Source organism: Halomonas daqiaonensis (assembly GCF_900109725.1).
In the GTDB taxonomy this organism is placed as follows: Bacteria; Pseudomonadota; Gammaproteobacteria; order Pseudomonadales; family Halomonadaceae; genus Halomonas; species Halomonas daqiaonensis.
The window spans coordinates 55,869-80,463 of record NZ_FOBC01000010.1 but is presented as its reverse complement, the minus strand read 5'-3'; the positions used below and the strand labels follow the sequence as shown (position 1 = coordinate 80,463).

22 protein-coding genes are annotated in these 24,595 nt (G+C 60.8%); 11 read left to right on the top strand and 11 right to left on the bottom strand.

The window, feature by feature from the left end:
- The first annotated feature begins 143 nt into the window (after positions 1-143).
- On the top strand, positions 144-425 hold the full coding sequence (locus tag BMY30_RS09895; RefSeq protein ID WP_089713158.1) for a ComEA family DNA-binding protein: 282 nt from the start codon (positions 144-146) through the stop codon (positions 423-425).
- A gap of 89 nt (positions 426-514) precedes the next feature.
- Here the strand turns inward: BMY30_RS09895 and BMY30_RS09890 are convergent, their stop codons facing one another.
- Positions 515-1,276 carry an SDR family oxidoreductase gene (locus BMY30_RS09890; RefSeq protein ID WP_089713156.1) on the bottom strand — a complete coding sequence of 254 codons (762 nt, stop codon included), beginning with the start codon at positions 1,274-1,276 and terminating at the stop codon, positions 515-517.
- A gap of 229 nt (positions 1,277-1,505) precedes the next feature.
- On the opposite strand from BMY30_RS09890, the gene BMY30_RS09885 reads away from it, so the two are divergent.
- The 3 genes from BMY30_RS09885 to groL all read left to right on the top strand — a co-directional run bounded on the left by BMY30_RS09885 (position 1,506) and on the right by groL (position 4,244).
- Positions 1,506-2,027 carry an FxsA family protein gene (locus BMY30_RS09885; RefSeq protein WP_089713155.1) on the top strand — a complete coding sequence of 174 codons (522 nt, stop codon included), beginning with the start codon at positions 1,506-1,508 and terminating at the stop codon, positions 2,025-2,027.
- Between the two features lie 213 nt (positions 2,028-2,240).
- Positions 2,241-2,534, top strand: a complete 294-nt coding sequence (locus BMY30_RS09880; protein ID WP_010628243.1) for a co-chaperone GroES — start codon at positions 2,241-2,243, stop codon at positions 2,532-2,534.
- 63 nt (positions 2,535-2,597) lie between these two features.
- Complete coding sequence (groL, locus tag BMY30_RS09875; RefSeq protein WP_089713153.1) at positions 2,598-4,244, top strand: chaperonin GroEL; 1,647 nt, start codon at positions 2,598-2,600, stop codon at positions 4,242-4,244.
- 303 nt (positions 4,245-4,547) lie between these two features.
- Here the strand turns inward: groL and BMY30_RS09870 are convergent, their stop codons facing one another.
- The 3 genes from BMY30_RS09870 to BMY30_RS09860 all read right to left on the bottom strand — a co-directional run bounded on the left by BMY30_RS09870 (position 4,548) and on the right by BMY30_RS09860 (position 6,321).
- Positions 4,548-4,943 (bottom strand): Rha family transcriptional regulator, encoded by a 396-nt coding sequence (locus BMY30_RS09870; RefSeq protein WP_089713151.1) that lies wholly within the window; start codon positions 4,941-4,943, stop codon positions 4,548-4,550.
- An 84-nt stretch (positions 4,944-5,027) separates the two neighbouring features.
- Complete coding sequence (locus BMY30_RS09865) at positions 5,028-5,762, bottom strand: BRO-N domain-containing protein (protein ID WP_089713148.1); 735 nt, start codon at positions 5,760-5,762, stop codon at positions 5,028-5,030.
- A gap of 124 nt (positions 5,763-5,886) precedes the next feature.
- Positions 5,887-6,321, bottom strand: a complete 435-nt coding sequence (locus BMY30_RS09860) for a MarR family winged helix-turn-helix transcriptional regulator (RefSeq protein WP_089713146.1) — start codon at positions 6,319-6,321, stop codon at positions 5,887-5,889.
- A gap of 421 nt (positions 6,322-6,742) precedes the next feature.
- Here BMY30_RS09860 and BMY30_RS09855 point away from each other — a divergent pair, with 421 nt between their 5' ends.
- The 6 genes from BMY30_RS09855 (at position 6,743) to BMY30_RS09830 (ending at position 14,485) form a co-directional block, all read left to right on the top strand.
- On the top strand, positions 6,743-8,299 hold the full coding sequence (locus BMY30_RS09855) for a type I restriction-modification system subunit M (protein WP_089713144.1): 1,557 nt from the start codon (positions 6,743-6,745) through the stop codon (positions 8,297-8,299).
- Positions 8,296-9,549 carry a restriction endonuclease subunit S gene (locus BMY30_RS09850; RefSeq protein WP_089713142.1) on the top strand — a complete coding sequence of 418 codons (1,254 nt, stop codon included), beginning with the start codon at positions 8,296-8,298 and terminating at the stop codon, positions 9,547-9,549. Before BMY30_RS09855 ends, BMY30_RS09850 begins: the two co-directional genes overlap by 4 nt.
- Positions 9,546-12,770: a type I restriction endonuclease subunit R gene (locus BMY30_RS09845; RefSeq protein WP_089713140.1), complete on the top strand. Its 3,225-nt coding sequence runs from the start codon at positions 9,546-9,548 to the stop codon at positions 12,768-12,770. The genes BMY30_RS09850 and BMY30_RS09845 overlap by 4 nt, the downstream gene beginning before the upstream one ends.
- 48 nt (positions 12,771-12,818) lie before the next feature.
- Positions 12,819-13,295, top strand: coding sequence for a hypothetical protein (locus tag BMY30_RS09840; RefSeq protein ID WP_089713138.1), 477 nt, complete (start codon positions 12,819-12,821; stop codon positions 13,293-13,295).
- A 178-nt stretch (positions 13,296-13,473) separates the two neighbouring features.
- Positions 13,474-13,683, top strand: a complete 210-nt coding sequence (locus BMY30_RS09835) for a hypothetical protein (RefSeq protein WP_089713136.1) — start codon at positions 13,474-13,476, stop codon at positions 13,681-13,683.
- Positions 13,684-13,858: 175 nt separating this feature from the next.
- The gene (locus BMY30_RS09830; protein WP_244516174.1) at positions 13,859-14,485 is read left to right on the top strand and encodes a recombinase family protein; all 627 of its coding nucleotides are present in this window, start codon (positions 13,859-13,861) and stop codon (positions 14,483-14,485) included.
- A gap of 472 nt (positions 14,486-14,957) precedes the next feature.
- On the opposite strand, the gene rnhA is transcribed toward BMY30_RS09830, so the two are convergent.
- Both rnhA and BMY30_RS09820 read right to left on the bottom strand, forming a co-directional pair.
- Complete coding sequence (rnhA, locus tag BMY30_RS09825) at positions 14,958-15,527, bottom strand: ribonuclease HI (protein ID WP_089713134.1); 570 nt, start codon at positions 15,525-15,527, stop codon at positions 14,958-14,960.
- An 808-nt stretch (positions 15,528-16,335) separates the two neighbouring features.
- Positions 16,336-17,709 carry a tyrosine-type recombinase/integrase gene (locus BMY30_RS09820; RefSeq protein ID WP_170840111.1) on the bottom strand — a complete coding sequence of 458 codons (1,374 nt, stop codon included), beginning with the start codon at positions 17,707-17,709 and terminating at the stop codon, positions 16,336-16,338.
- A gap of 357 nt (positions 17,710-18,066) precedes the next feature.
- Between BMY30_RS09820 and BMY30_RS09815 the strand changes: the two genes are divergently transcribed.
- Positions 18,067-18,801, top strand: coding sequence for an RNA methyltransferase (locus BMY30_RS09815; RefSeq protein WP_089713130.1), 735 nt, complete (start codon positions 18,067-18,069; stop codon positions 18,799-18,801).
- On the opposite strand, the gene BMY30_RS09810 is transcribed toward BMY30_RS09815, so the two are convergent.
- The 5 genes from BMY30_RS09810 to lhpI form a co-directional block, all read right to left on the bottom strand.
- Positions 18,796-20,145, bottom strand: coding sequence for a Na+/H+ antiporter family protein (locus BMY30_RS09810; protein ID WP_089713128.1), 1,350 nt, complete (start codon positions 20,143-20,145; stop codon positions 18,796-18,798). The two genes, BMY30_RS09815 and BMY30_RS09810, sit on opposite strands and share 6 nt — an antisense overlap.
- 284 nt (positions 20,146-20,429) lie before the next feature.
- Entirely contained in the window at positions 20,430-21,449 is a 1,020-nt protein-coding gene (locus BMY30_RS09805; protein ID WP_170840110.1) for an Lnb N-terminal periplasmic domain-containing protein, read from the bottom strand.
- Between the two features lie 82 nt (positions 21,450-21,531).
- On the bottom strand, positions 21,532-22,500 hold the full coding sequence (locus BMY30_RS09800) for a branched-chain amino acid transaminase (RefSeq protein WP_089713124.1): 969 nt from the start codon (positions 22,498-22,500) through the stop codon (positions 21,532-21,534).
- Between the two features lie 46 nt (positions 22,501-22,546).
- Positions 22,547-23,656, bottom strand: a complete 1,110-nt coding sequence (locus tag BMY30_RS09795) for a class II histone deacetylase (protein ID WP_089713123.1) — start codon at positions 23,654-23,656, stop codon at positions 22,547-22,549.
- Positions 23,653-24,594, bottom strand: a complete 942-nt coding sequence (gene lhpI, locus BMY30_RS09790; protein ID WP_089713121.1) for a bifunctional Delta(1)-pyrroline-2-carboxylate/Delta(1)-piperideine-2-carboxylate reductase — start codon at positions 24,592-24,594, stop codon at positions 23,653-23,655. Before lhpI ends, BMY30_RS09795 begins: the two co-directional genes overlap by 4 nt.
- Position 24,595 lies beyond the last annotated feature (1 nt).

Genomic DNA, 24,595 nt, shown 5'->3' with positions numbered 1-24,595 from the left:
CTTCCTGAAAGCCGCGACGACGAACCATTGCAGTCGTGTCCTACACGGAAAGGGGCAGAAGACCCAAGGGATTATCTTCCGGTCACGACTAGCTTGAAAAAGGCACCCGCCGAGCATGCGATTCCATCAAGGGAGGAAGTGATATGAAAGCCAGGATTCACGCCCTACTCGGGGCCAGTCTCGTCGCGCTGATGCTGGGCCTTGCACCGCTTTGTGCCGTGGCTCAGGAGATGGAGCCGATCAACGTCAACACGGCCGACGCCGAGTTGCTGGCCGAGTTGCCCGGTATCGGCGAGACCCGCGCGGCCGCAATCGTCGAGGACCGGGAAGCCAACGGCCCCTACGAGAGTGCCGAGGACCTGACGCGGGTCAGCGGCATCGGTGAAGCCACCGTGGAGGGACTCGCCGACCAGGTGACCTTCTGATCAAGTGAGCTTCTGACTTGGCCGACCGAAAACGCCGGCTGCGCGGCCGACGTTACCCTCAGCCAGGCAATGCCTGCCTGGCAAGCTGTCTAGAGTCGTAGCCCGCCGTCACACTCGATCACGCGCCCCGTGAAGTAGTCGTTGGTCATGATGAAGGCCACGCTCTCGGCGATGTCTTCGGGCTGGCCGAGCCGTCTGAGTGGCACCCCCGAGGTCATCTTGTCGAGCATGTCCTGGCGCATTGAGGCGGTCAGGTCCGTCTCGATGAACCCCGGGGCCACTGCCCCCACGCGAATCCCATAGCGTGCCAGCTCGGCAGCCCAGGTCGTGGTCAGCGCCACCACACCGGCCTTGGCAGCGGAATAGTTGCTCTGGCCCATGTTGCCGGCCCGCGAGATGCTCGAGATATTGACGATAACGCCCTCATGGCCCGCCTCGATCATCTGTACCGAGGCCTCGCGCCCGCACAGGAAGACCCCCGTCAGGTTGACGTCGATCACCTGTTGCCACTGCTCCAGCGGCAGGGTCTTCTCTACCTTGCCATCCCTGGCCTTGACGAGCAGGCCGTCACGCACGATACCCGCGTTATTGACCAGGCCATGAATCGGACCCAGCGATGACGCTATGTCACCGAACGCCTGCGTCACTGACGCCTCATCGGCGACGTCGACCACGAAGCCACGCGCCTCGATTCCTTCGGCATGCAGGGTGGAAACGGCGCTGTCCAGGCTATCGCCATCCATGTCCATCAGGGCGAGCTTGGCTCCCTGAGCACCGAGCTGGCGTGCCATGGCCAGGCCGAGGCCTCGCGCGCCGCCGGTAATGGCGATAACGGTATTGTCGAGTTTCATGGGCACTTCTCCAGGAGATGGGAAGTCGCGCTGTCGGCGCGATTGCCGGGCAGCCACCGGCAGGGGGAAGCAGCTGGCAGCTGCTGGTGCAACCTTGCTATGGTGCACTGCACCATAGCCTAACGAATAATGGAAGGACTTTCCATCACTGCGTCACGACACGGCTCTATAACTTGAATTCCACCGCTCCGCCCCCATAAATCGCGGAACTGTCACATGCGGAGTCATCATGCCCTTTCTCGTCATCTTTACCGTCTTCGCCCTGCTCGACTTCGTCATCCTGTTCACGGTTGGCAGCCATATCGGCCTGCTGAGCACCCTGCTGCTTGTTCTGGCCACCGGTTTCATCGGGCTGCACTTGATCCGCCGGGAAGGCGTGGCCACCTTCGCCCGCGCCCGGGAGCGCATGTCTCAGGGGGAGATTCCTTCTGGAGAGCTGCTGACCGGGGCGGCACTGATCTTCGGCGGTGCGCTGCTGATGGCACCCGGCTTCCTGTCCGATGCCCTGGGGTTCATGTGCCTGATCCCCAATGCGCGGCGCCGCCTGGCCAGGCTGCTGGCCTGGTTGGGGGTACGCATGAAGGGATTGCACGTGCATGCCCGGACCTACCGCCCGCGCCAGGGCACCGATGCCGACTGGCAACAGGCCGGCCCGCGTCGGGAATCCCCTGAGGAGCGAGACAAGGAGCAGAGCGACAGACAGGACGAGCCCCTGGAAGGCGAGTTCATCTCGCGTGACGACTCGCGCTGAGCGTGACTAAAAAAAATTTCAGTGGTGGCCTTGAAAGGCCAATGCAGAGCCCCACTTATCCGACAGCATCAGGATTCGGCACGGGTTAACGCCCGGGCCATCGACAAGGAAGGCGAACCTCGCCTCCACTCCCCCGCAGCATGACTGCGGGTTGAAGATGAAAACCGCCGGGCGATGACCCGGCACAGCTAAACCATCAGGAGAACGTGAGCAATGAACATCCGTCCCTTGCACGATCGCGTCGTGATCCGTCGCGTTGAAGAAGAACAGAAGACCGCTGGCGGCATCGTGCTTCCGGGAAATGCCCAGGAAAAGCCGACACGTGGCGAAGTCCTCGCCGTCGGTAACGGCCGGATCCTCGACAACGGCGACGTCCGCCCGCTCGACGTCAAGGTCGGTGACACCGTCATCTTCAAGGATGGCTTCGGCGTCGAGAAACAGAAGATCGACGGCGAAGAAGTGCTGATCATGAGCGAGTCCGACATCCTGGCCGTAGTCGAAGGCTGATCCCGGACACGACCCGCAACTGCTCGATACTGACGTTCACGAACTCACAGGAAGCATACGAAAATGGCAGCAAAACAAGTCAAGTTCTCTGATGATGCCCGCAAGCGCATGGCGCGCGGCGTCGATCTCCTGGCCAATGCCGTCAAGGTTACCCTGGGGCCGAAGGGTCGCAACGTGGTAATCGAGAAGTCCTTCGGTGCACCCACCGTGACCAAGGACGGTGTCTCCGTGGCCAAGGAGATCGAACTCAAGGACAGGTTCGAGAACATGGGCGCCCAGATGGTCAAGGAAGTCGCGTCCAAGACGTCCGACGTCGCCGGCGACGGCACCACCACCGCTACCGTGCTGGCCCAGGCCATCGTCACCGAAGGCATGAAGGCCGTGACCGCGGGCATGAACCCGATGGACCTCAAGCGCGGTATCGACCAGGCCGTGACGGCCGCCGTCAAGGAAGTCCAGGCGCTTTCCGTGCCCTGCACCGACTCCAAGGCCATCGCCCAGGTCGGCACCATCTCCGCCAATGGCGACGCTCGCATCGGCGAGATCATCGCCGAGGCCATGGAGAAGGTCGGGAAGGAAGGCGTGATCACCGTCGACGAGGGCCGCGGTTTCGAGGACGAGCTGGATGTCGTCGAAGGCATGCAGTTCGACCGTGGCTATCTCTCGCCCTACTTCGTCACCAACCAGGACACCATGGCGGTCGAGCTCGAGGATCCCTACATCCTGCTGGTCGACAAGAAGATCTCCAACATCCGCGAGTTGCTGCCGACGCTGGAAGCCGTCGCCAAGGCAGGCAAGCCGCTGGTAATCGTCTCCGAGGACATCGAAGGCGAAGCTCTGGCCACGCTGGTGGTCAACACCATGCGCGGCATCGTCAAGGTCGCTGCCGCCAAGGCACCGGGCTTCGGTGACCGTCGCAAGGCCATGCTGCAGGACATCGCCATCCTCACCGGCGGTACCGTGATCTCCGAGGAAGTTGGCCTGACCCTCGAGCAGGCGACCCTGGATCACCTGGGCACCGCCAAGCGTGTGACCATGTCCAAGGAGAACACCACCATCATCGATGGTGCCGGTCAGGACGGCGACATCGAGGCGCGTGTCGGCCAGATCCGCGCCCAGATCGAGGAAACCTCCTCCGATTACGATCGCGAGAAGCTCCAGGAGCGTGTTGCCAAGCTTGCCGGCGGTGTTGCCGTCATCCGTGTCGGTGCCGCCACCGAGATCGAGATGAAGGAGAAGAAGGCCCGCGTCGAGGATGCCCTGCACTCCACTCGCGCCGCCGTCGAGGAAGGCGTGGTGCCCGGGGGCGGTACCGCCCTGGTGCGCATCCTGGCCAAGGTCGCCGCGACCCGGGGTGACAACGAGGACCAGAACCACGGCATCGCGCTGGCCGTACGTGCCCTGGAATCCCCGCTGCGCCAGATCGTGACCAACGCCGGTGAAGAAGCTTCCGTCATCCTCAACAAGGTGAAGGAAGGCGAAGGCAACTACGGCTACAACGCCCAGACCGGCGAGTTCGGCGACCTGTTCGAGATGGGTGTGCTGGATCCGGCCAAGGTGACCCGCTCGGCCCTGCAGTCTGCTGGCTCCGTCGCCGGCCTCATGATCACCACCGAGTGCATGATCGCCGACGATCCGGAAGAGAAGGAAGCCGGTGGCGGCGACATGGGTGGCATGGGCGGTATGGGTGGCATGGGCGGCATGATGTAATCGGCCCCACCCTGCCCTAGCCTTTTGAAATCAAGGCATTACACGACAGTGTAGGCAGTAATGTAGGAAGGTTTGTAGGAAGAATGTAGGAAGGTCTGGAACGCATTTCCATCGCTGCACAGGCCTTCCTACGGTCCACAGGGCCACTTCCTCTCAAGGCAAAGAACCCCCGGATGATGGGCTGTCGGAGACGACGCTCGCCATACCGGGGGTTTTCTTTGTCTATCTCAGGCCAGAGCTCAAGACCCCGATCCGAGCAAAATGTAGGAAGGCTCTGCACCCGGTAACACAGTCTCTGCATCTTCAACTCATCGTGCTCCTCCGTTCCCGTGCGAGTCGTTGCTTCTCTTCTTCTAAGGCGACCAACGCCTTGAGGGCGGACAGGTACTCATTGGACACGATAATTTCCTTGGGCTTGGCGACCTTCTCTTCCAGCTCCTGCCAGCGGTCCACCATCCGAGCGGTGAACTCAGGGCAGAGCTGGGCGACGATCACGTAGCTGTCCCGCTGGTTAACGTGGTAGGCGACTGCCGGTCGGCCTCCCGTGGACTTCTCCCCCACTGGGGTAAAAGTGATGAGGCCACGCTCGGCGAGGCGCTCCATGGATTGCTTCACCTTGTCGTGGCGGGACTCGACCAGCTCGGCGATCTCGCGGCTGGACATGGTGAGGGCGTTGGTGGTGGTCAGTACGTTGGTCATGTTGTTTCTCTCTCGGTTGTCGAGGTGCTTGAAAGCAAGACCCCCAGCCGGGGTGGCCAGGGGTCGTGGAGGTGTATGTGGTAATCAGCGCCAAGCCTTCTTCATAGTCAGGTCTCCCTGCTCGTAGAGACGAGCCAGAAGAGCCTTCCCCTTCTCAGTGACCATGATCGCAGCGTACCCACTTCGCTCATTGAGCTTCTCCTGAAAGAGGTGGTGGTACTGGGCATACACGCGGTAGGCACCGTACTTGCGATAGAAGTACTTGAGCTGCATGAGATCCCACTTGACCTTGTGGGTGTTCACGCCGGAGAGATTCCGAGCGAACTGTCCAACGGTGTGCTGACGGCAGCCCAGGACCTTGGCCAGACCATTCCGCTCATCAGTTAGCTGTTGCAAGTCCTGCTGAAGACGCTCGACCTTGCTCTGGAGAAGCGTCATGGCCTTGAGGACCATCTCGTCCTCACTCATTTCGCCAGTAGCCACCTTCTCCTCCCCCATCACGTACATGCCGTCTTGGCGAATGGCCGGGAGCACCACCTGGGTGACCCAGTCTTGGAAGGCACGGGCCTCAGCTTTGTCGCTCCGCATGATCAGCTTGTAGAGGCCGGACTCGGAGATGAGGGTGGGGGCGGAGCCACGAGAAATGGGTAAATCAGATTTACGCTTTTCCCTCTCGTCCAGTGACTTGATGGCCATGCTGGGCTTCTGGAGGCCGAGTGCCTTGCAGACATCGGCAGCCACGAACCAGGGCTGGCCCTCATGCTCGATCACGCGGACGGTCAGGGTGTTGAAGTTGAAGCTGGTCAGTTCGGTAGTCATGGTGTGTTTCTCTCGGTTGTCGAGGTGCTTGATAGCGGGTTGAGTGCGGACGAAAGAAAGAGCCCCCAGCCGGTGTGGCCAGGGGCTCAGCGTGTTTGTCCAATACTGTGTGGTAAAAGAATACTTAGGATTCTGCTGCAACACCTGAGTGGAGCTCGCTGCCTTGTCGGCCAGATTTGAAGATGTCCGACAGAGCAGCCGCCAGCTCTCCCCCTCGTGGCGTCAGATACGTGACCTTGCGCCGCCGCTCGTAGGGGTCCTCAAGCGATACCACCAAGTCGAACCCCGGTCTGCCATGCCGCTGCACCTTGGATAGCAACGCCAGATTCCGCGAGCAGGAAGCTTGGGAGAGGCCAGTCTTCCTGATCAGTTCGCCCACGGTGATGCCCTGCTGGATTACCACCTCCATATAGATGTGGGCAGCCTGGATGTTCATGGTCGCCCCCACCCCTCGTAGTTGCTGGAGGCACCGGGTGAACCTGCTGAGTGCAAGGCGGTTGTACTGCATCTTGGCAGCCTGGAGCTGAAGTGCCTGGATCTCCGATGCGAAGTCCTCCATGAGCCCTTACTCCCTGAACTCTCGTGGGGTACGACTACCTCGACCCAGCCGATTGATATGAAGCCCCGTGCTATTCCATGCCAGCTCCCCAACCCACGGCACCCTGATGTAGGTGTCACCCCAGTACAGGTGAACGACCAAGCCCAAAACCGTGACCCCAACCCCCCATGCTCCGACTGTGATCCTCATGGTGCTGCACCTCCGCGTGTCTGCCACCTGGGTGGCTGGTGAATGAATAACAGCAGGGCGTGAGGAAAATATCACTTATATCAATGTCTTATATTCATTTACGCATCATTTGCGAGTGTGGATCACCGATAGACATAGCGTTTGGCTGACATGCATCCGCATGAGCCGGTGTAGTAAGCTGGCGACAGGTAACTATCCTGAAGAACACTGCAAGACGAACCGGAGCAAGACCTTGGTCAATGGAGACGTAGGGAAGCGGCTGTGGGCAGCAGCTGACCAGTTATGGGCCAACACCGGCCTCAAGCCCGCTGAGTTCTCGACCCCTGTGCTGGGGCTGATCTTCCTGAAGTATGCCGATAAGAAGTACGCCGCCGCCGAGGAGAAGCTGGGGCCTGTGGGGTCCGGTGGCCGCCGCAAGGTGAGCAAGGACGACTACCTGGCTGAGGGTGTGATCTTCCTCCCCGAGACCGCCCGCTTCTCCCACCTGCTGTCGCTCACCGAGGCAGACAACATCGGGCGAGCCATCAACGATGCCATGAAGGCCATCGAGGACGAGAACCCCGACCTCAAGGGTGCCCTGCCGCGAACCTACACGCGCCTGGAGAACTGGGTGCTGCAGGAACTGCTCAAGCAGCTCGCCCCGGTAGATCTCTCGGGGGACGCCTTCGGCAAGGTCTACGAGTACTTCCTTGGCAACTTCGCCCTGAAGGAAGGTCAGAAAGGCGGCGTCTTCTACACTCCCGAGTCCATCGTTAAGCTGATCGTGGAGATACTTGAGCCTTACCACGGGCGGATCTATGACCCGGCCTGTGGCTCTGGCGGCATGTTCGTCCACTCGGCAGACTTCGTGAACCGTCATCACAAGACGGCCATGGACGAGATCTCGATCTTCGGCACCGAGAAGGACCAGACCACCGTCAACCTGAACAAGATGAACCTTGCGGTGCACGGTCTCTCAGGTGACGTCAGAGTGGCCAATACCTACTACGAAGACCCCTTCTATGCAGCCGACCGCCTGGGAGGTCGTTTTGACTTCGTCATGGCCAATCCTCCGTTCAACGTTTCAGGGGTAGACAAGGAGCGACTGGAAGGCGATGTCCGCTTCCCCTTCGGGATGCCCAGAACCGACAACGCCAACTACCTTTGGATGCAGCTCTTCTACGCCTCACTCAAGCCGACAGGGCGTGCTGGCTTCGTCATGGCCAACTCGGCAGGGGATGCCCGAGGTAGTGAACAGGTGATCCGCCAGAAGCTTATCGAGTCAGGTGCTGTGGATGTGATCGTCTCGGTGGGGCCGAACTTCTTTTACACCGTCACCCTGCCCTGCACCCTGTGGTTCTTCGACCGAGCCAAGAGCGATACCGAGCGGGGCGACAAGGTGCTCTTCATCGACGCTCGCCATATCTATCGCCAGATCGACCGGGCGCACCGCGACTGGCTTCCCGAGCAAATCGAGTTCCTGGCCAACATCGTCCGGCTCTACCGTGGCGAAGACATTGAACTGGATCAAGGCAGTGAGCCGCTACTGGCCGACAAGGGGCTGGCCGAGGGCTACGCCGATATGCCTGGGCTCTGCAAAGTGGCGACTCGCGAAGAGATCGAAGCGCAGGGCTGGTCACTGAACCCTGGGCGCTATGTCGGGGCGGCGGCAAGAGATGCTGAAGATGTGGACTTTGCTGAACGACTGGAGGAACTGGCTGAGGAGCTGCTGCAGTTAAACCTTGAATCCGAAGCTTTAGAGAAAAAAATATCTGAGAACGTAGTCCAAGTACTGGAGGGATCACAGTGAGCTGGAAGGATGTGACCCTAAAGGATGTCTGCGACCACGTTCAGTACGGCTATACTGCCAGTGCCACTGCTGACCCCATAGGACCAAAGTTTCTTCGGATAACAGATATTGTCCCAGAGTCCGTAGATTGGCGACTTGTACCACATTGCGAGATAAACAATAAGAACCTCGAAAAGTACCTCCTTCAGGACGGCGACATTGTCGTCGCTAGAACAGGGGCCACCACTGGCTATGCAAAGCTTTTAAGAAATCCGCCACAATCTGTTTTTGCCTCGTACCTTGTGCGCTTTCAACCTAATCGAGAAGTTGATAGTGAATTTATTGGTCATGTTGTTCAATCAGCGGCGTACAAAAAATTCATTAAGCGGAACGTCGGTGGGGCCGCACAACCAAATGCAAATGCACAGGTTTTAGGGTCTTTTCCGTTCAAGCTTCCACCCTTGGATATCCAAAAGAAAATCGCCTCCATCCTCTCCGCCTACGACGACCTCATCGAGAACAACACGCGCCGCATCGAGATCCTTGAGGAGATGGCCCGGCGGCTGTACGAGGAGTGGTTCGTCCACTTCCGCTTCCCTGGGCATGAGGAAGTGAGCTTCGAGGAGAGTGAGCTTGGGAGGATTCCTGAGGAGTGGGAGGTTGCCTCTCTTGAGTCGTTTGGCACGATTCTCACTGGCAAGACACCCACCAAGAAAAAGCCAGAGCTATTCGGGAGTGAAATTCCATTTATCAAGCTCCCCGATATGCATGGCCAAATCTTCATCACTGAAACTAATGAGGCACTTTCCAGAGAGGGAGAAGAGACGCAAAGGAAAAAGACTGTCCCAGCCAACTCCATTTGCGTGAGCTGTATTGGCACAGGGGGTATCGTAGTAATCACCTCTGAGCCCTCTCAGACCAACCAGCAGATCAACACAGTCGTGCCAGCTCGGAGCGACCTGAGAGAGTTTCTTTATTTCTCGACACTATCCCTTCGGGATGATATCAACAACTACGGTGCCACTGGCGCGACTATGACGAACCTGAGTCGCGGTAAATTCGCATCGCTTAAAGTAATTGCACCCTGTGAAGAAATGGTGTCTTCATATAGCAAACTCACAGCACCAATGTTTGATCGTATTCTAAATCTGCAACGAGCTAGCCGTAATCTCCGTGCCCAACGCGACCTGCTCCTGCCCAAGTTGGTCTCCGGTGAGATCGACGTATCCGACATCTCCATGCCCGACGACAAGGAGGTCGAAGCCGCATGACTCCCCCGCCATCCCCCGCTTATGCCTACTCCGAAGATGCCCTGGTCGAGCAGCCCGCTATCGAGCTGTTCGATGACCTGGGCTGGGACACCGCCAATCTCTACGGGGAGTGGTCGGGAACGGTATCGAGCGAGGGACGGCAGACCCAACAGGACGTGGTGCTAGTATCTCGGCTGCGGGTGGCACTGGAGAAGCTCAACCCTGAGCTACCCGCCGATGCTCTGGAGAAGGCCATCGAGGAGCTGACCCGTGACCGCTCCAAGCTGCTGGCGGTAAACGCCAATCTGGAGGTCTACCGGCTGCTCAAGGATGGCGTGAAGGTAGAAGTGTCGGATGAGGATGGCGGCACCGCTATCGAGACGGTACGGGTGATCGACTGGAGCCACCCCCACGAGAACGACTTCCTGATGGCCTCGCAGTTCTGGGTGCGGGGTGAGCTGCATACTAGACGCACCGATCTGGTCGGATTCGTTAATGGCTTGCCACTGCTGTTCGTAGAGCTGAAGGCCAGCCACAAGACCCTCAAGGCGGCCTATGACGACAACCTGACCGACTACCGCGATGTGATCCCCCAACTGTTCACTCACAACGCGGCTGTGATGCTCTCCAACGGATCCGAGACCCTGGTGGGCAGCACTTTCTCCCCTTGGGAGCATCTCTTCGAGTGGAAGCGGATCAACGACGAGGGCGAGAAGGGGGTGGTCTCTCTCGAGACCGCCATCCGGGGCATCGCTGAACCTGAACGACTGCTAGACATCGTGGAGAACTTCACGGTGTTCGAGGAAGCAGCAGGTGGCACGCTCAAGAAGATTGCCAAGAACCACCAGTACCTGGGGGTGAACAAGGCCATCGCTGAGCTGGAGCGGATCAAGAACCGCCCTGACGGTGAGGCTGGTCGGCTGGGGGTGTTCTGGCATACCCAGGGCTCGGGCAAGTCGCTCTCCATGGTGTTCTTCACCCAGAAGATTCACCGCACGATTCCTGGCAACTGGACGTTTGTGATCGTCACCGACCGCAACGAGCTGGACGAGCAGATCTACAAGACCTTCGCCGCCACCGGAGCGGTCAACGAGGTGGAGGCCCATACCGAGAGCGGTGCCCACCTCAAGCAGCTGCTGACTGAGGACCACCGCTACGTCTTCACGCTGATCCAGAAGTTCGGCACCAAGCAGGGCGAGACCTACCCCAAGCTCTCCGACCGGCAGGACATCATCGTCATCACCGACGAGGCCCATCGCTCCCAGTACGACACACTGGCGATGAACATGCGGACCGCCCTCCCCAATGCAGCCTTCCTGGGCTTCACCGGGACACCGCTGATGGCTGGAGAAGAGAAGACCAAGGAGGTCTTCGGGGATTACATATCGGTCTACGACTTCGGGCAGTCCATCGCCGATGGAGCCACAGTACCGCTCTACTACGAGAACCGGATCCCCGAGCTGCAGCTGATCAACGAGAACCTCAACGAGGATCTGACCCGGCTGCTGGAGGATGCCGAGTTGGACGAGGATCAGGAACGCAAGGTCGAGCGGGTGTTCGCCCGTGAGTACCACCTGATCACCCGTGACGACCGCCTGGAGGCCATCGCAGAGGATCTCGTGCAGCACTTCGTCGGCAGGGGTCACCAGGGCAAGGCGATGATGGTCTGCATCGATAAGGCCACCGCCGTGAAGATGTACGACAAGGTACAGGCCCACTGGAAGACCTACCTGGCCCAACTCCAGACCGAACTACCCTCCGCACCCAGGGAGCGCCAGGAGGTGCTCAAGCACCGTATCCAGGTGATGACCGAGACCGACATGGCAGTGGTGGTCTCCCAGGGTCAGAACGAGGTGAAGGAGCTGGCGGACAAGGGGCTCGACATCCTGCCCCACCGCAAGCGCATGGTGGAGGAAGACCTCGACGAGAAGTTCAAGGATTCCGACGACCCGCTGCGACTGGTGTTCGTCTGCGCCATGTGGATCACCGGCTTCGATGTGCCCTCCTGCTCGACCATCTACCTCGACAAGCCGATGAAGAACCACACCCTGATGCAGACCATCGCCAGGGCCAACCGCAAGTACCCCGGCAAGGAAGCAGGGATGATCGTCGACTACGCGGGTGTCTTCAGGAAGCTGCAGGAGGCATTGGCCATCTACGGGGGTGCTCCGTCCAAGGTGGAAGAATCACAAGCAGGATATGGCGACCAGCCTCCCCAGGACGACAGCAGTCCGATCCAGCAGAAAGCCGAGCTGGTTGAGTACCTCAAGCATCTGACTGCAAAAGCCATCACCTTCCTGACCGAGAAGAGGATCGACCCCGAGGCAATCAAGGCAGCAGGAGGCTTCCAGAAAGTGGCTCTGCTGGACGATGCCGTGGAGACGCTGCTGGAGAGCGAGGAGACCAAGAAAGGCTTCCTGAGCCTCGCCAGGGCTGTCTCAAGGGTCTATCGGGCCATCCTTCCCGATCCCGATGCCAATACCCTGGCACCCGATGCAGTGCTGCTCTCCGTGCTGGCCCAGAAGATCAAGGCGCTGGATCCTGAGGTCGATATCTCCCAGGTGATGAAGGACGTGGACGACCTGCTGGATCAGTCCGTGGCCCCTGTGCCCTACATCATCGAGGACGAGGATGACAAGCCACTATTCGACCTGAGCCAAATCGACTTCGAGAAGCTCAAGGAGAAGTTCGACAAGGGCAAAAAGCGCACCGAGTCGGAGAAGCTGAGGGCACTGCTGAACCAGAAGCTGGAGAGCATGGTGGCCAAGAACCCCAGCCGTGCCGACTTCATGGAGAAGCTGCAGAAGCTGATCGAGAAGTACAACTCCGGCAGCATGAACATCGAGGCGTTCTTTCAGGAGCTGATGAACTTCACCGAGGATCTGCAGGAGGAAGACCAGCGGGCGATCCGCGAGGGGCTCACCGAGGAGGAGCTGGCGTTGTTCGACATCATCACCAAGCCAGCACCGGAGATGACTGACAAGGAGGTGGCCCAGGTAAAGGCGATGTGTCGGGAGCTGCTGGAGACGCTCAAGGAGGAGAAGCTGGTGTTGGACTGGCGGAAGAAGGCCCAGGCTAAGGGCGATGTCCGCCGCACCTTGGAGATCGTCTTCGACCAGGGGCTGCCTGAGAGCTTCGATGAGACGGTCTACAACGAGAAGTGCGAGGCCGCATTCCATCACCTGATGACCAGCTACTACGGGGGTGGGCAGAGCGTGTACTCGTCAGCGGGGATGCACTGACAAGAGATGCCAGGGCTTGAGCCAGATATCGATTAAAGAGTGAGCAAAATGGAAGCTGAACTGATATTCAACTTATGGGCAATTTATGACGCCGACTCGGGAACTGTTTATGGGCTCTCAGGAAAAGCATATAACCTGTCAGGGACAGATAGAAAAAAACTGGACTTCCTGAAGATAGCGTCCCGTACTGACTACGTGACGGCCAAGCGTTACAGGGTTCCTGAGCGGTTCAGCATCACATTCTCTGACGCAGTGAGCCAGAGAGGGGTTACTTATCTCAACGCCGTGCATGACCCGAATGCTCAACTTTTCGAAGAAGTATTCCAGCACATAGAGGCAGAGCTTCCACCGCTTCCAGATTTCTCCGGTGGGGATGTAGTGAATGTCAGGCAAACCATCCCTGAAGATCCTCTGTGTGTAACGACCGTCCTCTACGAAGATGAGGTGGGCGACATTCGTCCGGTTATAACCGACGAAGACCGCGAGTGGATCGCGCAGCATCAGGCTATGGTTCTTGGCCAATAGGGGAAGCTGAAGCGGGCTACACAGGATCAAAAATAATGACACCCCATATCAAGCGCACTTGATAATCATTATCATATAATAGATGCATCGCCCGCTCCCGCCCTCGATATGAATCTGTGATCGGACCGATCTGGGTATCCCGATGGCATCCGAGGTGTCATGACCCAGGAGGAGAGCTTTGAGAACTGTCGTCATCTACATCTTGTTTGTGCTGGTGATGATCGTGGTCACCGACATGGTTGTCGATATGAGGCAGGAGGCGAAGCGTCGTGCATGGCAGGAAGGTCACCAAGACTTAACCCCGGAGGAGATAGAGCGGGAAAGGGAGCGATGGGAGACACGCCAAGACATGCTGGACCCAGGGAACCAGAATCAATGGGATCGCTGACAGAGAAAGAGATGGCCCCTACGTAATGCCGAGGTGTTCCATTAGGGTATACCCCAGCGCACACAGTCATGTACCGGCTACAGCCGTACCGATAAATACCTCTTGACAACCCAAGCGTGTACGCTATAAATCGATACACCCGTCTCGGTACAGAGACCCTGGAGAGGTATCGACCATGTCCCCGCACATCTTCATCCGAGGCTACCTACGCGCCTCCACTGACGATCAGAACGCTGAGCGTGCCCGAGAGGCCCTCAGCCGCTTCGCAGAGGAGCATGGCTCCAGGGTGGCCTCGTGGTACACCGAGAACGCCAGTGGCACCAAGGCGGACCGCTCCGAGCTGATGCGGCTGCTGTCCGACGCTGGTCCTGGGGATGTCCTGTTGATTGAGCAAGTAGACCGCCTCACCCGACTGACCCGTGACGACTGGGAAACGCTGAAGACCGCCATACAGAAGGCAGGTGTGCGGATCGTCTCAATGGACCTCCCGACCAGCCATGCTGCCATGAGGGTGACCAGCGGGGATGACTTCACTGCGAGGATGCTGGATGCGGTGAATGCCATGCTGCTGGACATGCTGGCCGCTGTCGCCAGGAAGGACTACGAGGACCGCAGGAGACGCCAGGTCCAAGGGATCGAGCAAGCCAAGGCCAGAGGCGTCTACCAGGGGCGTCCGGCTGATGAGGCCCTCCACGCCAAGGTCAAGGAGCTTCGAGCCAAGGGGTTCAGTATTCGCAGGACTGCCGAACTGGCAGGGTGTGCCCCCAGCACGGTACAGCGGGTGCTGAAGGACGCTGGCTGATTACCCTGGCTACATGTGCAGTCCCGCATCTCAGCGAGTCGAACCGGGGTGCGGGAGTCACGGTTTCCAGCGAGAGTTGAGCGGACCTTGATAGCCGGGGGTGGCACCCACCTGTCAAAGAAAGAAGGGAGGGGGTGCCGGGGGGAAAGACAGCAACGCTCGCTCGTGTGTGTCGGCTCGCAAATGTGCCACAAAAAATCCGTGGTCCATGAGTCCGCCAAGTGAGTCATCACCGACAGCGCAGCCCACCATTGGCACAGGGGACATACGTGGGTGTCACCCCGTTCACCCTGACCGGTCGGAGCGCCTTGCAGTCGGATTTCCCCGCGTGGGGTAAAGAACAACCCTCTCCAACGCCGCCAGTACTCCATAAGGCCGCCCTTCTGCCTCGGCCTGTGCTCGCTCGCATTTCAGTGCCTGGGCTCGCGGAGATCGGACTTGAGGCTCGATTCGCTTCCTCTCCAATGATAGATCAGGCACTGACTTTCTCCCGCGCTACAGGGGGAGTGAAGACATTGCCAGGACCGCTGAGCCGTTGCTTGACCGGTCCCGTGTTGCCCGCATAGGTACGCACCCGTACACCCCGCCCGTGGCTCGCAGCAGTCGCCATCCGGTCCGCCAGCTCGTTCATCGGGTGTCCGTTGTGACCCTTCACCCAGCAGAACTCGATGGTGTGCTTCTGGATCAGAGCGTCCAGCTCCTGCCAGAGATCAACGTTCAGCACAGGCTTCCCGTCAGAGCGCTTCCAGCCGTTTCGCTTCCAGCCTTCCAGCCACTCGGTGCATCCCTTCTGGACGTACTTGCTGTCCGTGAAGACCCTCACATGGGCGTTCTCGCGACGGATCGCTTTCAGCCCCTCGATGAGGGCCATCAGCTCCATCCGGTTGTTGGTGGTGGGCTGCTCTGATCCGCTGATCCTGAGCTGATCTTGTCCGTTCTCCAATACCGCTGCCCATCCACCCTGGGCGAAGTCAGAGCCGTTGTTCCTGCAGGAGCCATCGACATAGATGGTGATGATGGTGGTGTTGATGTTTGTGGTCATTCGTGTGTCCTCATTTGCAAAGACGACAGTCCCCACAGGCAGCAGACCCAGCGAGCGGACACATGCCGCTACCTGTCTGTCGCCTTTGGAAATGTCACTGGGGTTACATGATGATTGGCTTGGGGAAAGCCAGGGGGATACTGACAGCTGACACAAGGAATAGCTGACAAAAGTGAAGGGGTATCTTGGGTGGAATTACTCCATTACCACCATCACCGATTTCATCCTATCAGGACCTCCATCACCAAGATGGACTTGAGGAGTTCACTGATAGATGAACCATGAGTGGTTCCTCAAGTTCTCTTGGTGGTCATCCAGAGAAGGAATCTTTATTGGAATCATCATTGAAGGTAATGGTAGATAGAGACACCAGAAGAGCACTAGAGTCTCTTTAAGAGGGCTACGCCCTACCTCTCCCACCACCCATGATGGGTGTTGTCTGCCTCAGCACAGTGCCCTACCAAGTCATCTGTGCCAGCTCTGTCAGGTTCGCGTCGTCCACCTGCCACCCTCGTGAGGTGCGGTCATCGGGTTACGCCTGAAGACATAAAGGTCAAGGTGGACATCGAGCGGGTCTGTTCGTCCGTGATCAGGCGCCTTTTCTCCATAACTGCGTGGTAATCGAACGTCGTCGATCTTGCTGCGATCTTGCAGACTTCCCGACATGCACCTAGAGGCACTGAGGAGCCTGTAATTGGCTATAGCTGGCTCCTCCCACGGTGGATTAATGAGAACAAATCACATCTATACGCGCGGTGAAATATCCCACCACCCCTACTGGGAATGGGGGTAGCGTCGGCTGTTGTGGTCAGTCTTCCTCCCCATCACTGAGCGACGACAGTGAGATACGGCTCTGGTTCTCCAACCACCGCTGTATCACCTCAACCACTTTATTCTGAGCAGCCAACAGCTGTTGAGCGTCGTATCCTTTGCTGTAGTAGCCATAGCTCATCGTCAGCCCCTTGCGGCTGTGTCCAAGCAGGTAAGCGGTTTCATACTCATCGACTTTCGCTTGTTGTAGTGCGGTTGCCATCATTACACGGAGGGAGTGGAACCCCTTGTCATGACGTCCCGTGATATGTTTTTTCTTTATCTCCCCAAATCGCTTGGTCGCTGCATAGGCGTGGCGTCCATCAGGCCTGATACTGACCAGATCATGGAACAAGTAATCAGACCCTGCATCGGCGGCACTCGCTTGGACATTTTTAAAGGCAACGTGGCAAGGTAGCGGCACCGGGATCCAGCGAGAAGCAGCTTGCGTTTTGCCGTCTTCCTGCTGGGCAATACCCATCAAGAGGACGCCGTCATCCTCCTTGATGTCCTCCAGCCTCAAGCCCATCAGCTCACTGATCCTTGCGCCGGTATAGAGGCCCATCTGGGTGAGTAACTGCATCGACTGAGGCTGGCTCTCCATGACCTCCAACAATTTGCGCAGCTCGGCTGAAGTGAACGGCTGCTTCTTCTGCCGCCCCTTCGTAGTATTAATCTTGTGCTTGTCGAATGGGTTTTGGCCTTTGACCCAGTCCCTGGAGTAAGCGTACTCCCACAGCGTCTTCAGCCGTGAAATGGCACCATGGACAGTTGCTCCCGACTGCCTCTCGCGACAATGATCGATGAAATCGAACACCTTGGAGCGTTCGATCTTGTCCAACGGAAGGTCATCTTCGTTGCAGTACCTCAAGAAGCTCTGGACCGTCTTCTTGAAACGCGACCGCGTCTCCTCGGTATGCGCCTCCTCACGCTCGCTGGTCCTGATGAAGTGTTCGAGAACCTCATCCAGAGTGGCTCCATAACGCTCACTCTCCCGCCGCCCTTGAGTCACCATGCGGTACGCCTCGATGTACTCGGGGTCATCGTGCTTCTTCGTCGACTCGGGATCGAGCACCTCGTGCCAGGCAACGCCCGGACCAACGAAGGGCTCCCCAGCAGCTATCTGGCTGAGTTCTTCAACGTACTGCTGGAACCGTTGCCGTGGGCGTGGCTTCGCCTTTAGCATCTGCTCCCGCTGGCGAAGCTGGCCAAGCAGGATGTCTCGCTGCTGACGCGCTTCCTTGATGTCCCCGGTGCCCAACGATTGCTCGATCAGGACTTGGTCCGGGTACAGCGACCTGAGAGCCTTCGGGACGCGCTTCTGGAAGTACCACATGTTGTGGCGGAGCTTGAGGTATTTGCGGTCATTCATGGCGAGGCGGCACACCATGTAGGAAGGAAAGTAGGAAGCATTGTAGGCTGAAACCCAGGAACGGCAAGCATTTCATGTGGTTACCCAACTATCCACCGGCGTGATGTAAGCCAGCCCCCCTGCCCCAGGCCTAGCCTGAGACAGACCCCGCCGGTAAAAGCCGGCGGGTTTTTTTTATCAGCGCCGAGCACCGAGCTACACGCGCCAAGGCAACCCAGTAAATATGACTTGGCCGCTTGGCCGCTTGGCCGCTTGGCCGCTTGGCCGCTTGGCCGCTTGGCCGCTTGGCCGCTTGGCCGCTTGGCAATGTAAGATACCCACCTTGACCCACATCACCACCAGGCCTTCCCGCGCCCCATGCTCTCGAACATCCGTATCGTCCTCGTCCAGACCTACCACCCCGGCAATATCGGCGCCTCGGCCCGGGCCATGAAGACCATGGGCCTGAGCGACCTTGTGCTGGTCAATCCCCGCCAGTTTCCCGACCCCGAGGCCTCACGTCTCGCCGCGGGAGCCGAGGACCTGGTGGCAAACGCCCGGGTGGTGGCGTCCCACGAGGAGGCCGTATCGGACTGTGTCCAGGTGGTAGGAGCCAGCGCCCGACTACGCAGCCTGCCGTTGCCGCACTTCGACGAGCCCGACGAGATGGCCCGGGAACTGGTCGAGCAGGCCCGCCATGATCCGGTGGCCCTGGTGTTCGGCCGCGAACGCTTCGGCCTGACCAATGACGAGATCCGCTGCTGCAGTCATCAGGTGAGCATCCCCGCCAATCCCGACTACGGCATCCTCAACCTTTCCCAGGCGGTCCAGGTCCTGGCTCATGAGCTCTTCACCGCATGGCGACGCCGTCCCGAAAGCGGCTACCGCTCGGCGCTGCCGACGCAGGAGCGCCAACCCACGCGTGAGCAGCTCGGCCACTTCCAGGCCCATCTCTCACGGGTAATGCAGCGTAGCGGCTTCATCAATCAGCCCCATGCGCGCACCGAGGCCCAGCTCGAGTCCCTGTTCGCCCGCGCCCAGCCCTCACGGCGCGAACTCTCCCTGCTGCGTGGCCTGCTGGCCTCGCTGGAGAGTCACCTGCCGGATTCATAATGTCATCGCCGCCAGCCAGCCGAAGGCGATCAGCGGGATGTTGTAGTGGATGAAGGTCGGCACCACGCTATCCCAGATGTGGTCGTGCTGGCGATCGACGTTGAGCCCCGAGGTCGGCCCCAGAGTAGAGTCCGAGGCCGGCGAGCCGGCGTCGCCCAGCGCTGCGGCGGTGCCCACCAGGGCCACGGTGGCCAGCGGCGAGAAGCCGAACTGCACCGCCAGGGGCACGAAGATAGCGGCAATGATCGGAATGGTAGAGAACGACGATCCAATGCCCAGGGTGATGAAGAGCCCCACCAGCAGCATCAGCAGCGCGGCTAGGCCACGGTTGTCACCGATCACCTCGACGCTGGAAGCCACCAGGGTCTCTATCTCACCGGTGGCGGTCATCACCGCGGCGAAGCCCGAGGCCGAGATCATGATGAAGCCGATCAACGCCATCATTCGCATGCCGCTGGTGAAGAGGTCATCGGCCTCGCGCCACTTGAAGATGCCACCCACCGAGAGCATCGCGAACCCTACCAGACCACCGAGGATCATCGAGCCGGTATAGAGCTGAATGCCCAGTGCAACGACAATGGCCAGCACCGACATCACCAGACCCAGGGAGTGGACCTCGTGGGTTTCCGGCTCATGGTGCGGCATGTTGGTAGTGGCCACATCCAGCTCCTCATAGTCCCGGGGCCGACGATAGCTGATGAACACCGCCACCAGCAGGCCCAGGGCCATGCCGCCTACCGGCACACCCATTGCCAGGGGCACCATGCCCCGGCTGATCTCGAGCCCCAGCGCCTCACCCGCCTGACTGATGTTGGCAAGCAGGATGTCGTTGAGAAAGATCGCCCCGAAGCCCACCGGCAGCAGCATGTAGGGAGCGGTCAGACCGAAGGTCAGGGCACAGGCCACGGCCCGGCGATCCAGACGCAGCTGGTTCATTACCTTGAGGAGTGGCGGGATGAGGATGGGGATGAAGGCGATATGCACCGGAATCAGGTTCTGGGAGGAGATCGCCACCAGCAGCACTGCGCCGAGCAACAGGTACTTGACCACGGCCTGACGGTCAACGGTAGCCTCCTGCCCCAGCAAGGCAATCAGTCGCTTGGCCAGCAGGTCCGGCACCCCGGAGCGCGAGATGGCCACCGCGAAGGCTCCGAGGGTCGCATAGGCCAGCGCCACCTTGGCGCCTCCGCCCACCCCGTCATTGAAGGCCGCCAGGGTGGCCTCGATGGAAAGCCCGCCAACCAGCCCCCCGACCAGCGCACCGACCACCAGTGCAAAGACCACCGAGACCCGTGCCAGCGACAGACCCACCATCACCAGCACCGCAATGATTACTGCATTCATGACAGCTTTCCCGAAAAAGGAGTTGGATTGAGATGAAACGGCGCAGGATTCTACCAGAAGGCAGCTGGGCCTGCCGGCGGACCTCGCCTCGATGTCATGCCACCGTCAACGGGTCATCACACCCCTGTCACGGGAATCGACGATAGTGTCGGGGACCGGCAAGGGATACTGCCGAGCACATCGCCAGGGATGCGAGGGGGCTGGATGCCCCCCAAGGAGAACGGCATCGGGAGGATGCCCAGGGAGGAGGACATGCCGCCACGACGTCTGCGTCGTGGCGTTTTTCATGGGCGACGGTCCAGGGTCTCCCAGCCGGGGACGCCGCGACGGATACGCTGCGAGAAGTCGGGATCATCATGGGCCTGCCGGGCACGCTCGGTGATATCTCCCCGCCGGCGAAGCTCTTGCAGGGAAACGCCGGGGACCAGGCCACCGCGGTCGTGGATATAGTCCGGCAGCAGGGCGCTGAGCAGCAGGCGATGGTCCAGCGGCAGGCCCCCGATGATCCGCCGCATCATGGCGAACACCAGGGTGGTGCAGTTGGCGGTGATGGTGTGATAGAAGCGCGGCTCGCGCTCCAGGTCGTTGGCCGCCGTCACCAGCGCCAGCAGCAGGTCGCGACGGGCGTCGGGCGAGAGAGTGACATGGTAGAGCGTGACTCGCTCACCACGCACATTGCTGCGCAGCCGCACCGCGTCGCGTTCGTCGGCGGCGATGATCGCCAGCTCATACTGCTTGAAGAAACCGCCGATCTCCGAGAAGCGCTCGTGACGCTCGCGACGCACCTCCACCGAGAAGGCCACGAAGTCATCCTCGGCCTGCCCCTCTCCGGAAAAGCCGAAGGAGACCAGCACATGGGCGACACCCGGCCGGCCCCAGCTTGAGACGAACAGGTCGACCGCCTTCAGGTGGCGCAGGTCATAGACACGCCGCTCCCAGGCCTCGCGGGCCGCATTCGGGGTCTGCCAGTCGAAGTGACGAACCCGGTGCAGAGTCAGCCGATGCCCCTCGACGTCGCCTGTCGCCAGGTAGGCAACGTCCTCGGCCCAGTCCCGGTGTTTCGCCGGGGTCAGGCGCCGCCACCAGGCCAGCAGAGCCGCCATCTGCACAGCCATGGCGGCAAGCGGCCCCAGCCATGAGCCCTGCCAGGCCAACCATAACCAGACGCCTCCTGCCAGCAGCCAGAGCAAAACCATCAGCCAGCGCCCGAGCCGCGGTAGTTCCAGCCGATATCCCAGGGCCAGCGCCCCCCAGAGGGTGGCTAACAGTAGCGCCAGGCGCAGGATGCCATCCAGCAGGGCCATGATCGTCGTCGTCCTTGCACGCGAGGTAGCGCGAGACTACCACGCCCGGCAGGACCGAAAGGCAAACTGGGCGGTCGCCAGCTCAGGCGCCGGTCAGCCAGCCGGCGAAACCCTGGAGGTCATCGCCGAGGTCGCCCCGGGTGACCCGGTGATAGAGCCGCTGCAGGCGGGCCGTCAGCGATGCCTCGGCAATGGGCCGGTCCGGCGGTGGCGCCCCGGCCCGGGCGCCGATGTGCCGCCCATCGAGTTCGCGCAAGGGCAACACCTCGGCCGCGGTGCCGGTGACGAAGGCCTCATCGGCGATGTAGAGCTCATCGCGGGTGATACGCCGCTCGCGAACCTCGATGCCCAGTACCTCGCGTGCCAGGTGGATCACGCTGTCGCGGGTGATGCCCTGCAGGCAGGAGGTCACCTCAGGCGTATGCAGCACGCCATCGCGCAGCAGGAAGATATTGGCAGCCGATGCCTCGGCGACATAGCCCTCCGGGTCGAGCATGATCGCCTCGTCGAAACCCGCTTTGACGGCGGTGTTGAGCGCCAGCATCGAGTTGACGTAGTGGCCGTTGGTCTTGGACCGGCAAAGGCTGATGTTGACATGGTGGCGCGACCAGGAAGAGGTCAGCGCACGCAGGCCGATCGATGCCGCCTCCGGTGAGATGTAGTCGCCCAGGTCCCAGGCAGCGATCATCACATGCACGGAAAGCCCCTTGGCCCGCAGCCCCATGCCCTCGGCACCGAGGTAGACCGTCGGCTTGAGGTAGGCATTGTCCAGGCCGTTGCGTTCCAGGCACTGGCGTTGGGCCTGAATCAGCGTCTCGGCATTGAAGGATAACGGTATATCGAGGGCGTGAGCGCTATCCAGTAGCCGGCGGGTGTGCTCTGCCACCCGGAACAGATGTGTGCCGCGCGGACCCGCATAGGCCCGCACGCCCTCGAAGCAGCCCATGCCGTAGTGGAGGGTATGGGTCAGCATATGGGTGCGAGCATCGCGCCACGGCAGCCATTCGCCGTCGTGCCAGATCCAGCCGTCGCGATCAAAGAGAGGGGTCATGGGCTTGCGTTCCTGTCGTGAAAAAATCGGTCCTCGAAAACGTTGCTCAGAGCCGGCCGGCCGCGGCCCAGGCCGCTCGCCAGCCGTCGATCAGCTCGCGCTGATGGGGTTGCAGGGCCTGGTAGGCCCAAGCGGCAATCTCTTCATCCTGGGGGTCGGGCACCGCAATGTCGCTGTCGGCCAGTATCTGGATGACCGCGTGGCCGCACAGGGGGACATAGCCCTCCGAATAGCCGCCCTCATGGACCATCACCAGCCGGCCTTCGCAACTGCGTTCCGCCAGCTCACGGAGTTGACGGGTCATGCGCGCGAAGGCCGAACTGTTGAGCAGCATCTTGCCCAGCGGGTCCTTGGCACAGGCATCATAGCCGCAGGCCACCACGATCAGATCCGGCGCAAAGGCCTCGATCGCCGGCAGCACCAGCTCGCTCATGGCGTGGTCATAGGCCCCTAGCCCGCAGCCGGGCGGCAGCGGCAGGTTGAGGCAGGCGCCCTCGCCGATCCCCTCTCCCTGCTCCTCGAAGGTGCCGGTGTCCAGCGGGTAGTTGCCCGCCTGGTGGATCGAGACCGTCAATACCTCGGGATCCGAGTAGAAGGCCACCTGCTGGCCATTGCCGTGGTGCACGTCCCAGTCAAGGATCGCCACCCGTCCCACCTGGCCCAAGGCACGAGCCCGCATCACGGCCACCGGAATATTGCCCAGCAGGCAGAAGCCCCGACCAAGATCGGCCTCGGCATGGTGCCCGGGGGGACGACAGAGCGCGTAGGCGCGCTGTCGTTCGCCGCTGGCCACAGCCTCCACCGCGGCGATGGCCAGGCCCACCGACTGGCGCGCAGCGGCCAGGCTGCCCGGCGTGAAGGGGGCACAGTCACCGCCATCGCCTCCGCGGCCCCGATCGCCGGCCTCAAGCGCCTCCAGGTAGCGATTCGTATGAAAACGCTCGAGGTCCTCCCTGTTAGCCGGTGGCGGCTTGCGAACCGCCAACTCATCGATCAGGCCGGAGACCTCAAGCAGGTTCTTCAACCGCCGCTTGCTCTCCGGGCTCTCCGATGCCGCCTGTGGTTGCAGGAACTCACCCGGGGCCGAGAAGACGCCAATGGCGCCCGGGTCGTGCCAGAAGCAGCGCTCATGCCAGAAGAATCCCGCCGCCGTCATTCGCGACCCTCTCGACACTCCCAGACCTCGATGGCCGCGGCCAGGTCCTCCAGCGACGCGCCCACCGACTTGAACAGCGTGATGGCGTCGTCCGAGGAGCGTCCCGGCCGCTCACCGCTCAGCAGCTCGGCCAGCTCGCCGCGGATGGCGTCGAAGCTGAAGCCTCCTTCGTCGATGGCCTGCAGGATGTCGCCCGCCTCCCCCTGGGCACCGGCATAGGTGTCGACAAACACCTCGCTACGGGCCAGGCACTCGGCATCGGTCTCGCGCATGGTCGGCCGGAAGGCCCCGATCAGATCGATGTGGGTACCGGGTGCAAGCCAGTCACCGAGAATCAACGGTTCGCTGGAGAGCGTCACGCAGCTGACGATATCGGCCTCCCGGGTCGCCGCCTCGAGGTCGGTGACCGCGGCGCTGTCGAAGCGCTCGGCATACTCGGCGGCCAACTGCTCGGCCTTCTCCGGGTGGCGTCCCCAGACACGTACCCGGGCGATGGGCCGAACCGCGGCATGCGCCTCGATCACCATGGGCGCCAGCTTTCCGGTGCCCACCACCAGCAGGGTCGAGGCATCGTCCCGTGCCAGCTCCCGGGCCGCCAGGGCCGAGGCCGCTGCGGTACGCCGCCGAGTCAGTTCGCTGCCATCGATGCAGGCCAGGGGGCGCCCATGGGCCCCCTCGCTGAGCAGATAGACGCCAGCGATGGCGGGAAGCCCATGGTCGGCGTTCTGCGGGAAGACGTTGACCATCTTCACGCCGATGTAACCGGCTCGCTCCCAGGCCGGCATCAGCAGCATGGTGGCCTCGCCATCGGGACGATGCATGGCGTGGTGGTGGCGAGGCGGCGACTCCACACCCTCGCGGAAGGTCGTGGCCAGTCGCTCGACCAGCGCCGGCCAGGCCAGCGAGGCCGAGACCTCTTCAGCGGTGATGATGCGCATT